Source organism: Nocardia sp. NPDC004151, assembly GCF_042874235.1.
Lineage (GTDB): Bacteria > Actinomycetota > Actinomycetes > Mycobacteriales > Mycobacteriaceae > Nocardia.
Map to the genome: position 1 here is coordinate 26,915 of NZ_JBIAMR010000019.1, position 13,277 is coordinate 40,191.

The 13,277-nt window shown below is 69.0% G+C and carries 12 protein-coding genes; 4 read left to right on the forward strand and 8 right to left on the reverse strand.

The window, feature by feature from the left end:
• Window positions 1-13: 13 nt before the first annotated feature.
• From pyrF to pyrR, 7 genes are all read right to left on the reverse strand, one after another.
• Window positions 14-838 (reverse strand): orotidine-5'-phosphate decarboxylase, encoded by an 825-nt coding sequence (gene pyrF / locus ACFYTS_RS31635; protein ID WP_387309128.1) that lies wholly within the window; start codon window positions 836-838, stop codon window positions 14-16.
• A complete protein-coding gene (carB, locus tag ACFYTS_RS31640) occupies window positions 835-4,140 on the reverse strand; it encodes a carbamoyl-phosphate synthase large subunit (protein ID WP_357286140.1) in 3,306 nt (1,101 codons plus the stop codon). Before carB ends, pyrF begins: the two co-directional genes overlap by 4 nt.
• Window positions 4,140-5,258, reverse strand: coding sequence for a glutamine-hydrolyzing carbamoyl-phosphate synthase small subunit (gene carA / locus ACFYTS_RS31645; RefSeq protein WP_357286137.1), 1,119 nt, complete (start codon window positions 5,256-5,258; stop codon window positions 4,140-4,142). The genes carB and carA overlap by 1 nt, the downstream gene beginning before the upstream one ends.
• Window positions 5,255-5,752: a transporter gene (locus ACFYTS_RS31650; RefSeq protein ID WP_357286134.1), complete on the reverse strand. Its 498-nt coding sequence runs from the start codon at window positions 5,750-5,752 to the stop codon at window positions 5,255-5,257. Before ACFYTS_RS31650 ends, carA begins: the two co-directional genes overlap by 4 nt.
• A gap of 104 nt (window positions 5,753-5,856) precedes the next feature.
• A complete protein-coding gene (locus ACFYTS_RS31655; RefSeq protein ID WP_387309129.1) occupies window positions 5,857-7,149 on the reverse strand; it encodes a dihydroorotase in 1,293 nt (430 codons plus the stop codon).
• Window positions 7,146-8,111, reverse strand: a complete 966-nt coding sequence (locus tag ACFYTS_RS31660) for an aspartate carbamoyltransferase catalytic subunit (RefSeq protein WP_379097828.1) — start codon at window positions 8,109-8,111, stop codon at window positions 7,146-7,148. Before ACFYTS_RS31660 ends, ACFYTS_RS31655 begins: the two co-directional genes overlap by 4 nt.
• Window positions 8,108-8,746 (reverse strand): bifunctional pyr operon transcriptional regulator/uracil phosphoribosyltransferase PyrR, encoded by a 639-nt coding sequence (pyrR, locus tag ACFYTS_RS31665; protein ID WP_357083329.1) that lies wholly within the window; start codon window positions 8,744-8,746, stop codon window positions 8,108-8,110. The genes ACFYTS_RS31660 and pyrR overlap by 4 nt, the downstream gene beginning before the upstream one ends.
• A 298-nt stretch (window positions 8,747-9,044) precedes the next feature.
• Here pyrR and ACFYTS_RS31670 point away from each other — a divergent pair, with 298 nt between their 5' ends.
• The gene (locus tag ACFYTS_RS31670) at window positions 9,045-9,935 is read left to right on the forward strand and encodes an alpha/beta fold hydrolase (protein ID WP_387309130.1); all 891 of its coding nucleotides are present in this window, start codon (window positions 9,045-9,047) and stop codon (window positions 9,933-9,935) included.
• Between the two features lie 6 nt (window positions 9,936-9,941).
• Here the strand turns inward: ACFYTS_RS31670 and ACFYTS_RS31675 are convergent, their stop codons facing one another.
• Window positions 9,942-10,535, reverse strand: a complete 594-nt coding sequence (locus ACFYTS_RS31675) for a TetR/AcrR family transcriptional regulator (RefSeq protein ID WP_357286122.1) — start codon at window positions 10,533-10,535, stop codon at window positions 9,942-9,944.
• Between the two features lie 108 nt (window positions 10,536-10,643).
• On the opposite strand from ACFYTS_RS31675, the gene ACFYTS_RS31680 reads away from it, so the two are divergent.
• The 3 genes from ACFYTS_RS31680 to ACFYTS_RS31690 all read left to right on the forward strand — a co-directional run bounded on the left by ACFYTS_RS31680 (window position 10,644) and on the right by ACFYTS_RS31690 (window position 13,218).
• Window positions 10,644-11,540, forward strand: coding sequence for an alpha/beta hydrolase (locus ACFYTS_RS31680; RefSeq protein ID WP_357286119.1), 897 nt, complete (start codon window positions 10,644-10,646; stop codon window positions 11,538-11,540).
• A gap of 30 nt (window positions 11,541-11,570) precedes the next feature.
• A complete protein-coding gene (locus ACFYTS_RS31685) occupies window positions 11,571-12,452 on the forward strand; it encodes an alpha/beta fold hydrolase (RefSeq protein ID WP_387309131.1) in 882 nt (293 codons plus the stop codon).
• Window positions 12,453-12,591: 139 nt separating this feature from the next.
• Window positions 12,592-13,218: an alpha-ketoglutarate-dependent dioxygenase AlkB gene (locus tag ACFYTS_RS31690; RefSeq protein WP_387309132.1), complete on the forward strand. Its 627-nt coding sequence runs from the start codon at window positions 12,592-12,594 to the stop codon at window positions 13,216-13,218.
• Window positions 13,219-13,277 lie beyond the last annotated feature (59 nt).

Consider the following 13,277-nt stretch of genomic DNA (forward strand, 5'->3'; position numbering starts at 1 on the left):
CTCTGTTCTGGAATCAGCGCTGCAGGAAGGCGAACTCCTCCGACAGCTCGGCGACCTTCTCCTTCAGCGCGGCCACCGACGGACCGGCCTTCAGCACCTCACGCGAGACGTTGGGCAGCACCGCGCCCAGGTCGCGCGCGGGCACCAGGGCGCGAATGGAGTCCGCTCCCCCGCCCTGCGCGCCCACACCCGGCATCAGGATGGGCCCGTTGAGGGCGCTCAGGTCCGGGGCCTCGGTCAGGGTCGCGCCGACAACCACACCGACGGAACCGAATTCGGCCCCGACATTGGCCGCGGCGGCATCGTCGACCATGCGCTGGGCGATGGTGCGGCCGTCCGCACCGGTGATGCGTTGCAGCTCCGCGCCTTCCGGATTGGAGGTCGCGGCCAGCACGAACACGCCGCGCCCGTTGGCCGCGGCCAGCTCCAGAGCCGGTGCGAGCGAACCGAATCCGAGGTACGGCGACACCGTGACCGCGTCGCTGCCCAGCGGGCCGTCAGCGAGCCAGGCGTGCGCGTAGGCGTCCATGGTGGAGCCGATATCGCCGCGCTTGGCGTCGGCCAGCACCAGGGTGCCCGCCGCCCGCAGCGCCGCGATGGTCTCCTCCAGCACCATCATTCCGGCCGAACCGTAGGTTTCGAAGAACGCGACCTGCGGCTTGACCAGGGCGACCCGGCCCGCGAACGCCCGCACGCAGGCGTCGGCGAACTTGGCCACCCCGGCGGCGTCCTCGCTCAGGCCCCAGGCCCGCAGCAGCGGCGGATGCGGGTCGATGCCCACGCACAACGGTCCGTGCGCGCGCATCGCCTCCCGCAGCCGTAGCCCGAAGCTGGTCATCCGCGCAGCACCGCGTGCAGTTCCTGCAGGGAGCGCACGCCGATGCCGCCGCGGATGGTGGCCTCGATGCCCTGCACGGCCGCGGCCGCACCCTGCACGGTGGTGATGCACGGGATGTTCGCGCCGACCGCGGCGGTGCGGATCTCGTAGCCGTCCACGCGCGGACCGTTGTTGCCGTAGGGCGTGTTGAACACGATGTCGACGTCGCCGTCCTTGATCATGTCCACGATGCCGGCCTCGTCGGGCGCGTTGTCGGACTGCTTGCGCACCCGATCGCACGGAATGCCGTTGCGGCGCAGCATCTCCGCGGTGCCCTCGGTGGCGAGGATGCGGAAGCCCAGGTCGTGCAGGCGCTTGACCGGGAACACCATGGCGCGCTTGTCGCGGTTGGCGATGGACACGAACGCGGTGCCCTCGGTCGGCAGCGACCCGTAGGCGGCGGACTGCGACTTGGCGAAGGCGGTGCCGAAGTCGGCGTCGATGCCCATGACCTCACCGGTGGACTTCATCTCCGGCGAGAGCAGCGAGTCGATGCCGGAACCGTCCGGGCGGCGGAAGCGGTGGAACGGCAGGACCGCTTCCTTGACCGCGACCGGGGCCTCGATCGGCACGGTGCCGCCGTCGCCCTCGGCCGGGAGCAGGCCCTCCTTGCGGAGGTCGGCGATGGTGGCGCCCAGCGCGATCCGCGCCGCGGCCTTCGCCAGTGGCACCGCGGTGGCCTTGGAGACGAACGGCACGGTGCGGCTGGCGCGCGGGTTGGCCTCGAGGACGTAGAGCACGTCGTCCTTGAGCGCGTACTGCACGTTCAGCAGACCCTTGACGCCGATGCCCTTGGCCAGCGCGGCGGTGGAGCGGCGCACGGCCTCGATATCGCTGCGGCCCAGGGTGATCGGGGGCAGGGCGCACGCCGAGTCACCGGAGTGGATGCCGGCCTCCTCGATGTGCTCCATGACGCCGCCCAGGTAGACCTCGTCGCCATCGCACAGGGCGTCGACGTCGATCTCGATGGCGTCCTCCAGGAACCGGTCGACCAGCACCGGGTGGTCCGGGGTGATCTCGGTGGCGCGGGAGATGTAGTCGGCGAGGGTGGCCTCGTCGTAGACGATCTCCATGCCGCGGCCGCCCAGCACGTAGGACGGGCGCACCAGCACCGGGTAGCCGATCTCGGCCGCGATCTTCTTGGCCTGCGGGAAGGTGGTGGCGGTGCCGTACTTGGGGGCCGGAAGACCCGCCGCGACCAGCACATCACCGAACTCGCCACGGTCCTCGGCCAGGTCGATGGCCGCCGCCGAGGTGCCGACCACGGGCACGCCCGCGTCGGTGAGGCGCTGCGCCAGGCTCAGCGGGGTCTGCCCGCCCAGCTGGCAGATGACGCCCGCGACGGTGCCGGACTCGGTCTCGGCGTGGTACACCTCGAGCACGTCCTCGAAGGTGAGCGGCTCGAAGTAGAGGCGGTCGGCGGTGTCGTAGTCGGTCGAGACCGTCTCCGGGTTGCAGTTGACCATGATGGTCTCGTAGCCCGCGGCCGACAGCGTCTGCGCGGCGTGCACACACGAGTAGTCGAACTCGATGCCCTGACCGATGCGGTTCGGGCCCGAGCCCAGGATGATGACCTTCTCGCGCTCCCGCTGCGGCGCGACCTCGGACTCCGCGGCGGGATCGAGCTCGTAGGCCGAGTAGTGGTACGGGGTCTTGGCCTCGAACTCGGCGGCGCAGGTGTCGACGGTCTTGAACACCGGGCGGATCTGCAGTCGGTGGCGCAGCTCGCGCACGCCGCCCTCACCGGCGAGTTCCGGTCGCAGCGCGGCGATCTGGCGATCGGAGAGGCCGTAGTGCTTGGCGGTGCGCAGCAGCGGCTCGTCCAGCACGGGGGCGTCGATGATCTCCTGACGCAGCTCCACCAGGGCGGCGACCTCGGCGACGAACCAGGGGTCGATGCCGGAGGCGGCGGCGGTGTCCTCGATGCTCGCGCCCAGGCGCAGCGCACGCTCCACCTGGTAGATACGGCCCTCGGTGGGGACCTTCAGGTCGTCGAGAATGGCCTGCGCGTCGGTCCATTCACCGTCGGGCAGGGTCCAGAAGCCGGTGGCCTTGGTCTCGAGCGAGCGCAGCACCTTGCCCAGGGCCTCGGAGAAGTTGCGGCCCATGGACATCGCCTCGCCGACCGACTTCATGGTCGTGGTCAGCGTGGTGTCGGCGCCCGGGAACTTCTCGAAGGCGAAGCGCGGAGCCTTCACGACCACGTAGTCGAGCGTGGGCTCGAAACAGGCCGGGGTCTCCTTGGTGATGTCGTTGACGATCTCGTCGAGGGTGTAGCCGATGGCCAGCTTGGCGGCGATCTTGGCGATCGGGAAGCCGGTGGCCTTGGACGCCAGCGCCGACGAGCGCGACACGCGCGGGTTCATCTCGATGACGATCAGGCGGCCGTCGCGCGGGTCCACCGCGAACTGGATGTTGCAGCCGCCGGTGTCGACGCCGACCTCGCGCAGGATGGCGATGCCCAGATCGCGCATCTTCTGGTACTCGCGGTCGGTGAGGGTCATGGCCGGGGCGACGGTGACCGAGTCACCGGTGTGCACGCCCATCGGGTCCACGTTCTCGATCGAGCAGACGATGACCACATTGTCGTTGCGGTCGCGCATGAGCTCGAGCTCGAATTCCTTCCAGCCCAGGATGGATTCCTCGATGAGCACGTTCGCGGTCGGCGAGGCGGCCAGGCCACCGCCGGCGATGCGGTCGAGGTCCTCGTGGTTGTAGGCCATACCCGAGCCCAGGCCGCCCATGGTGAACGACGGGCGCACGACGACCGGGAAGCCGAGTTCGGCGACCGTCTCGCGGACCTCGTCCATGGTGTAGCAGACCTTGGAGCGCGCGGACTCGCCGCCGACCTTGGCGACGATGTCCTTGAACTTCTGGCGGTCCTCACCACGCTGGATGGCCTCGAAGTCGGCGCCGATCAGCTCGACGTCGTACTTCTCGAGGATGCCGTTCTCGTGCAGGGCGACAGCGCAGTTGAGCGCGGTCTGACCGCCGAGGGTCGCCAGGATCGCGTCGGGGCGCTCCTTGGCGATGACCTTCTCGACGAATTCCCAGGTGATCGGCTCGACATAGGTGGAGTCCGCGAACTCCGGGTCGGTCATGATGGTCGCCGGGTTGGAGTTGACCAGCGACACGCGCAGGCCTTCGGACCGCAGGACGCGACACGCCTGGGTTCCCGAATAGTCGAACTCACAAGCCTGGCCGATGACGATCGGGCCCGAGCCGATCACCAGGATGTGGTTGAGGTCGGTACGGCGTGGCATCAGGCTCCTTCCATCAGCATGGCGAAACGGTCGAACAGGTAGGCGGCGTCGTGGGGTCCGGCCGCGGCCTCGGGGTGGTACTGCACGGAGAAGGCCTTGCCGTTCACCAGTTGAACACCTTCGACGACACCGTCGTTGGCGCAGACATGGCTGACCTCGGCCTTGCCGAAGGGGGTGTCGAAGACCTCGCCGCGCTCCCCTTCGAGGGCGAAGCCGTGGTTCTGCGCGGTGATCGAGATCCGGCCCGAATGGTGTTCGACGACCGGCACATTGATGCCGCGGTGGCCGAACTTCATCTTGTAGGTGTTGCGGCCCAGTGCCCGGCCCAGGATCTGGTTGCCGAAGCAGATGCCGAACAGCGGGATGCCCTCGCCCAGGACGCCCTGGGTCAGCGCGACCTGCGCGTCGGCGGTGGCCGGGTCGCCCGGGCCGTTGGACAGGAACACGCCGTTGGGGTTCAGTTCCTTGATCTGGTCCAGGGTCACGTTGGAGGGGACCACGTGCACCCGCATGCCGCGCTGGGCGAACATGCGGGGGGTGTTGGACTTGATGCCCAGGTCGACCGCGACCACGGTGAAGCGGTGCTCGCCGATCGGGTCGATGGTGTACATCTCGTCGGTGGAGACCTCACCGGCCAGGTCCGCGCCCAGCATGGACTGCTGGCCGTTGACCCGGGAGACCAGCTCCTCGTAGTCGGCCAGCGAATCGCCGGAGAAGATGCCCGCCTTCATGGAACCGGCGTTACGCAGGTGCCGCACCACCGCGCGGGTGTCGATGCCCGCGATGCCGACGATGTTCTGGTTCTCCAGCTCGGCCTGCAGGGTGCGGTTGGCGCGCCAGTTGGAGGCGCGGCGCGCGGGGTCGCGCACGGCGTAACCCGCCACCCAGATCCTCGAGGACTCGTCGTCCTCGTCGTTCCAGCCGGTGTTGCCGATCTGCGGCGCGGTGGCCACCACGATCTGGCGGTCGTAGCTGGGGTCGGTGAGGGTCTCCTGATAGCCCGTCATGGCGGTACAGAACACCGCCTCACCCAGGGTCTGCCCGACGGCGCCGAAGGTCGTCCCGCGGAACACGCGGCCGTCCTCGAGCACCATCACGGCAGTATTTCCGCTGCTCATGCCTCGTCTCCCGTCTTCGTAGCTGCTGCGGTCCATGCCGGGTACACCGCTTTGTCGTCACCGCGGAAACCGGTATCCACCTCGGTCCCGGTCGGCAGCGTCCAGCGAATCACCAGCACACCGTCTTCTGTCATCACTTTGCCCGCGTGCCCGCGCTCGGCGCGCACCGCGGTGATGGATTCCTGCGGAATCCAGATCGTCGCCGCGCCATCCCGCTCCAGCAGGATGCCGCGTTCGAATCGGGTCAGCTCCGCGGTGGCACGGAAACCCAGGTCGCCCACCGTGATTCGCTGAATCCAGCTGGGGGCGAGGGTGCTGCCGAGGTAGAGCCCCGTGGTGGGCTCCAACAGCTGCGCGCCGCAGTCGGCGGGCACCGCGGGCAGGTCGCCGATCGCGCCCGCCTGCTTCTTGGCCCGGCCCGTCCACGCCCAGTACATGAGTCCCAGGCACAGCACGAACAAGGCCAGCAGAATCAGTACTTGCAACAGTCGCATGACGGTTCTCCGTGTCCATTGAGCAATGAGCGGGGAGCCTGCGTGGTTACGCAAGCTTCCGCCTCCGGCTCCTGACCGTTCATTGCTGGATTCCCCACCCGCCGCTAACCGGCGACGATCCTGCCATCCCGGGCGGTGAGCCGGCCGCGCAGGAAGGTGGCGGTCACCTTCGCGGGCAGGGTCATCGCCTGGAAGGGCGTGTTGCGGGCGATCGAGGCGAGTTCGTTCGCCTCCACCGTCCATTCGGCGGCCGGGTCGATCAGCGCCAGGTTGGCGGGTTCGCCGACCGCGAGCGGCCGGCCCTGATCGTCCAGGCCCACGATCCGCGCCGGGTTCTCGCTCATGACCCGCGCGACACCGCGCCAGTCGAGCAGTCCGGGGTTGACCATGGTCTCCACGATGATCGACAGCGCCGTCTCCAGGCCCAGCATGCCGGGACGGGCGGCCGCGAACTCGCAGCACTTGTCCTGGTCGGCGTGCGGGGCGTGGTCGGTGGCGACACAGTCGATGACGCCGTCGGCGAGGGCCTGCCGCAGCGCGGCCACGTCGGAGGATTCGCGCAGCGGCGGGTTCACCCGGTTCACCGCGTCGTAGGTCTCCAGCCGCGAGTCGTCGAGCAGCAGGTGGTGCGGGGTCACCTCGGCGGTGATCGAAATGCCCTGGGACTTGGCCCATTTCAGCAGTTCGACGGTGCCGGCGGTGGAGGCGTGGCAGATGTGCACGCGGGCTCCGGCGTCGCGGGCCAGCAGGGCGTCGCGGGCCACGATGGACTCCTCGGCGGCGCGCGGCCAGCCGGCCAGGCCCAGACGGGAGGCGGTCGGGCCCTCGTGGGCGACGGCACCCTTGGTCAGGCGCGGCTCCTCCGCGTGCTGGGCGATGAGCACGCCCAGCGAGTTCGCGTATTCCAGGGCGCGGCGCATGATCAGCGGGTCGTAGACGCAGTGGCCGTCGTCGGAGAACATGCGCACCGCGCCGACGCCGGCGGCCATGGTCCCCATCTCGGCGAGCTGCTTGCCCTCGAGGCCGACGGTGACCGCACCGACCGGGTGCACGTCGACCAGGCCGACCTCCTGGCCGCGCTTCCACACATGGTCGGTGATGACCGAGGTGTCGGCGACCGGGCTGGTGTTGGCCATGGCGAACACCGCGGTGTAGCCGCCCAGAGCGGCCGCGGCGGAACCGGATTCGATGGTCTCGGTGTCCTCGCGGCCCGGTTCGCGCAGGTGGGTGTGCAGGTCGATGAAGCCCGGCAGTAGGAACTGGCCCTTGCCGTCGACGATCTCGGCGTCCGGGGCGCTCAGGCCCGCACCGATCTCGCGGATCTCACCGTCGGCCAGCAACACGTCGACCGCGTCGCCTTCGCCGTAGAGACGGACGTTCTGGATCAGGATGCTCATGCCACCACCTCGTCGGTTCCGACCAGCAGGCGGAACAGCACCGCCATGCGCATATGGACTCCGTTGTTGACCTGTTGCAACACAGCCGCTTTCGGGGAATCGGCGACGGAGAAGCCGATCTCCATGCCGCGCAGCATGGGGCCGGGGTGCAGGACCACCGCGTGCTCGTCGAGCATCTTCATGCGGCGCTCGTTGAGGCCATAGCGGATCGAGTACTCACGCGCCGACGGGAAGAAGCCGCCGTTCATGCGCTCGGCCTGCACGCGCAGCATCATGACCGCGTCCGCGCCGGGCAGTTCGGCGTCCAGGGAGTCCGAGACCCGCACGGGCCAGGCCTCCACACCGACCGGCAGCAGGGTGCGGGGCGAGACCAGTACGACCTCGGCACCCAGGGTGCTGAGCAGGAAGGCGTTCGAGCGAGCCACCCGGCTGTGCAGGATGTCGCCGACCAGCACGATCCGCTTGCCCTCCAGGTCGCCGAGGCGCTGACGCAGGGTCAGCGCGTCCAGCAGCGCCTGGGTGGGGTGCTCGTGGGTGCCGTCACCGGCATTGATGATGGCCGGACCGGGACCTGCGTAACCGCTGGCGGCCTCGTCCATTTCGGCGAACCAGCGCGCGATCTGGTGCGCGGCGCCCGAAGCCGGGTGGCGCACGATGAGCGCGTCCGCGCCCGCGGCGTGCAGGGTCAGGGCGGTGTCGCGCAGCGATTCGCCCTTGGAGACCGAGGAACTCGACGCGCTGACATTGATGACGTCGGCGCTCATCCACTTGCCCGCGACCTCGAAGGAGACCCGGGTGCGGGTGGAGTTCTCGAAGAACACGGTCATGACCGTGCGGCCACGCAGCGTCGGGAGCTTCTTGACCTCGCGGCCCAGCAGCGCCTGTTCGAACCGCTCGGCCTCGTCTAGCAGGCCGTTGGCGGTCTCGCGGTCCAGGTCGGTGACCGAGAGCAGGTGCTTCACTGGGCGTCACCCTCCTGGCGCAGGTACACGCCGTCGCGGCCGTCGTGCTCGCGCAGCAGCACCGAGATGTCCTCGGTGCGCGCGGTCGGCACGTTCTTGCCGACGTAGTCGGCGCGGATGGGAAGTTCGCGGTGGCCGCGGTCGATGAGCACGGCGAGCTGCACCGCGCGGGGGCGGCCCAGGTCGCGCAGGCCGTCGAGCGCCGAGCGCACGGTGCGGCCGGAGAAGAGCACGTCGTCGACGAGCACGACGAGGGCATCCTCGATGCCACCTTCGGGCACGGAGGTGCGCTCGAGCGGACGGTGCGGCTTGGAGCGCAGGTCGTCGCGGTAGAGGGTGATGTCGAGGGAGCCGATCGCGGGGCGGACGCCGGAGAATTCCTCGATCCGGCCGGCCAGGCGATGGGCCAGAGTGGTTCCGCGGGTGGGGATTCCGATCAGCACCACGCGGGCAACCTGCGGATCACCGGAGTCCAGGGCGGTCTTCTCGATGATCTGGTGCGCCATGCGGGCGATGGTCCGGCCGACGTCGGAATCGGAGAGCAGCTCGCGTCCGGTCTCGACCCGGTCCGGGTCGTGCCGCTGCGAGAACTCGGCAGCGCTCGACTTGGCCGCCCGGTCTTCGGGCACAGCCATGCCGACCTCCTTCCCCGCCTCACGGGACGGTCCGTTAAAGGATGTCTTTCGGGCAGTGACCCTACCAGCGCTCGAATGCGCCCCCGACCCCGCACCCCCCGCGCGTCCGCGGTCGGCGCATCACCGCCGAACCCGCCGCGACCTGCCGGAACCCGCGTTCGCCGGGGTTACCGGCAACTCCGCGGCAATACGGTCGTCCGGCCAGTGTGGCGGGGTTCACGCCGCCTGATCACTCCCGCGGTCCTAGCTACCGGCCGGTTGTCATACACCGTATATCGACGTGTGCGATGCTCGGAGAGTGAGCAATGACGCTGAATTCACCGAACCCGCCCGGGTCAACTTCCGCGGGTACGGCGGCATCACCATCGCCGGAGACAGCTGGGGACCCCAGGACGGCCCACTGGTGGTATTTCTCCACGGCGGCGGGCAGACCCGCGGGTCCTGGAAGGACTCCGGACTGGCCTTGGCCAAAGCGGGCATGCACGCGGTGCTGCTCGACGCGCGCGGCCACGGCGACAGCGACTGGGATCCGGACGGCAACTACCGCCGCGAGGCCATGGTCGAGGATCTGATGGTGGTGCTCGAACAACTGGGCAAGCCCGCCTTCATCGTCGGCGCGTCCATGGGCGGGCTCACCGGCCTGATGGCCACCACCCACCCCGAGGCCGCGCGCATCACCGGACTGGTCCTCGTCGACGTCGTGCCCCGCCCCGAACGCAAGGGCGTCGAGCGCGTCATCAACTTCCTCTCCAGCAATCCCGAGGGCTTCGCCAGCCTCGAAGAGGCCGCCGACGCCGTCGCCGCCTACCTCCCCCACCGCCGTCGGCCCCGCAATCCCGAAGGGCTGCAACGCAATCTGCGCAAGCGCGAGGACGGCCGTTGGTATTGGCACTGGGATCCGGCCATGATGGGCGGCCCGCGCGACGGACGCGGCGAGGAGATCGACGTCCACACCGAGGCGCTCGAGAACGCGGCGAAGCAGCTGAGCATCCCGACCCTGCTGGTGCGGGGCGCGCTCTCCGACGTGGTCAGCGAGGAGGGCGTGACGGCCTTCCGCGCCCTGACCCCGCACGCCGAGTACATCGAGATCGGCACCGCCGCCCACACCGCGGCCAGTGACGCCAATGACGAATTCACCGACGCCGTCGTCGATTTCGTCCGCGCCCACATCGGCGACCAGCAAGGCTGACCGCCCTTACGGCAGCATCCTGTCGAGCAGGCGGTCGAGCAGTTCGACCGCCCGCTCCCGGGTGGCGCCGCCCGCCAGCACGAACTGGGTGATGCTGCTGACCCCGCCGACGATGATCTCGGCGTCCAATTCCGCCGTGTGCGCATCGGATTCGGGCCCCCGAACGCGCAGCAGCTGGTCGGTGATCACGGTGACCAGATAGCGCGGCGGCCCCATCATCTCCTCGGAGGTGACGGTGTTCCCGGTCAGATTGGCCGCGTGGAAGGCCGCGAACACCAGATTGTCCTGCCGCCGCCGATCATCGAGCGGCAGGAGTCCGACCGCGAAGGTCCGGATGATCTCCCGCGGCGTGGCCTCGGGCCCGAGTTTCGTGAACTGCTCGGTGAACCCCACGCCGAAATCCGCCACGACCGCTGTGTGTGTGGCGAGCATCAGATCCCGCTTGGTGCCGAAGTAGTACTGGATCAACCGCACCGAGATCCCCGCCTCGGCCGCCACCGCTTGAAACGTGGCGGCGTCGAGTCCACCGGTGGCGATGACAGTCCGTGCGGCGGTGGTGATCTCCCGTCGCCGCTGCTCGTGATCGACCAAACGGGGCATCTGACCAGCTCTCTCACGACGTTCTACGGGTGGAAGCTTTTGATGGTACGCCCATACCATTTTTATGGTACGTTCATATCACCAACGAAGGTGAGCGGGGAGGCGCGAATGGCCAAGATCGGGCAATGGAAGAACGAGGCGGCACGCGACGCCTACATGGAGGCCTACGCCGCACTGTCGGCGCTGTGGACGATTCCCTCCAGTGAGTTCGATATCGAAACCTCTTATGGGACAACACATGTCCGCACATGCGGCGCCGGATCGGGTGCGCCGCTGGTCCTGATCCATCCGCTGGGCGGCAACGGCGCCTGCTGGTATCCGATCATCGAGCGCCTGGCGGCCGAACGGACGATCTACGCCCTGGACACCATCGGCGCGCCGGGACTCAGCGTGCAGACCGGGCCGATCACGTCCGGAGCCGACTACGGACTCTGGCTGGACGAGACCCTGGAGGCGCTGGGACTGCCGCAGGCGCATGTCATGGGCTATTCCGACGGTGGGTGGCGAGCGTTCATGGCCGGGGTCGACGGTTCGGACCGGGTGGCGAGCCTGATGATCGTCGAATCGGGCGGGGCCGTGGCCAAGACGCCATGGCGGGTGTTGTTCACGATGATCCGATACGCGATGCCGCCGTCGGAGAAGAACATGCGCAAGGCCGCGCAGTGGGCCATGCCCGGCAGTGTGGTCGTGGACGAGGAGATCGCGTGCTCGCGCGCCGCGCTCGGCTACCGCACCCGGACGCCGTGGCCGCAGCGGCTGACCGACGAGCAACTGCGGTCGATCACCGCGCCCACCCTGCTCGTCTACGGATCCGAGTCGGTGCTCGGCGATCCCACGGACGCCGCGACACGGGCTCGAGCGCACATTCCGCACTGCGAGGTGGAGATCTACCCGGGCGCGACGCACGGCCTGCTGTTCCAGGGACCGTTCAAAGACGCTGTGCTGGAGCGGATTCTGCGATTCGCGGCCGCCCACGACCCGGCCGAGCTGCGGCTCGCCGACTAGACGTTCAACGACGAACACCAAGGAGATCACATGGCCAAGATCGGGCGATTCAAGAACGCGCAGGCCAAGGCGGACTACCTGCGGGCCTACGACGACCTGGCCGCGCAGTGGCCGGTGGCGGCGACCGACCTCGATATCGAAACCTCTTTCGGCACAACGCGGGTGCGCAAGTCCGGCACCGGCGAGGGTGCGCCGATCGTGCTGCTGCCCGGGATGCCGGGGATGGGGTTGTTCTGGATGCCGTTCATCGAGGCGTTGTCGCGCGACCATGTCGTGTACACGGTGGATCCGCTGGGGTGGGCGGGGCGCAGTGAGCAGACCGCGCCGCTGAAGGGGCCGGACGACATCGTGCGGTGGCTGATCGAGGTGTTCGACGGGATCGGGGCCCAGCGGGTGCATCTGGCCGGGTATTCGGGGGGATCGTGGCTGTCGCTGCTGTTCGCGTCGCAGCGGTCGGATCGGCTGGCCAGTATCACCATGCTCGAACCCGATGCGGCGTCGTTCGCCAAGCCGAAGTGGGGACTGCTGTTCAAGTTCCTGCTCGGCGGGATCAGACCCACTCGGGAGAAGATGGAGAAGTTCGTCGAGTGGTTGACTCCGGGGGTGAAGCTCTCCGAGGAGATGTGGACTCTCACGTTGGCCGCGTTGAAGTTCCGCATCGCGATGCCGTGGTCGCGGCTGCTGCCCGACGAGCAGCTGTCGAGAGTCACCGCGCCGATGCTGGTGCTGTTCGGGGAGCAGACGATCGCCAATGACGCGCACGCGGCCGCGGCGCACGCGCGGGCGTGCATTCCGGCAGCCGATATCGAGATATACCCCGGGGTCGGACACGAAATGCTGTGGGCGATACCGGAAACGGTGATTCCGCGCTTCCTCGGATTCGTGGAGCAGCACGATCAGGTGCGGGCCTGATCAGGCCGTCGCGCAGAAGATGACCGCCGTAGGGGTGGCGAGGACCGCGTGATCACCGCCGCCCCTGCCACACACCGGCAACCTGGAAAGACAGACCATCTGGCGAACGTATGTTCGATTCGATGGTAGCGTCGTGCGCATGTCGACGCCACTACAGGGATCGCTGTTCGACGGGTTCGGCGAAGTCGAGCTGGGCGGCTTGGACGGCTTGCGGCGCACCGAGCTCGGTGACGGCGCGTGGGTGGATGTGCTGCCCGGATGGTTGAGCGGGGCCGACGAACTGTTCGAGCGACTGGCGGCCGGTGTGCCGTGGCGGGCGGATCGGCGGGCCATGTACGACCGGGTGGTGGATGTGCCGCGGCTGCTGTCGTTCTACGACGAGGGGCGCGAGCTACCCGACCCGATCCTCACCGAGGCGCGCAGCACGCTGAGCGCGTACTACTCCCGCGAACTCGGCGAGCCGTTCACCACGGCGGGCCTGTGCTACTACCGCGACGGGGACGACAGCGTCGCCTGGCACGGGGACACCATCGGGCGCGGGGCGACCGACGACACCATGGTGGCGATCGTGTCGGTGGGTGCGGCCCGGTCGCTGCTCCTGCGCCCGCGCGGCGGCGGGGCCAGCGTGCGCTACGCGCTCGGGCACGGGGATCTCATCGTGATGGGCGGCTCGTGCCAGCGCACCTGGGAGCACGCGGTGCCCAAGACGCGGCGGCCGGTGGGGCCGCGCATCAGCATTCAGTTCCGCCCGCGCGGCGTCCGGTAGCGCGGGGTCCGGACGTGTGGAAGCCCCGGTGATTCGGCAGTCGAGCTCCGGGGGTTCCC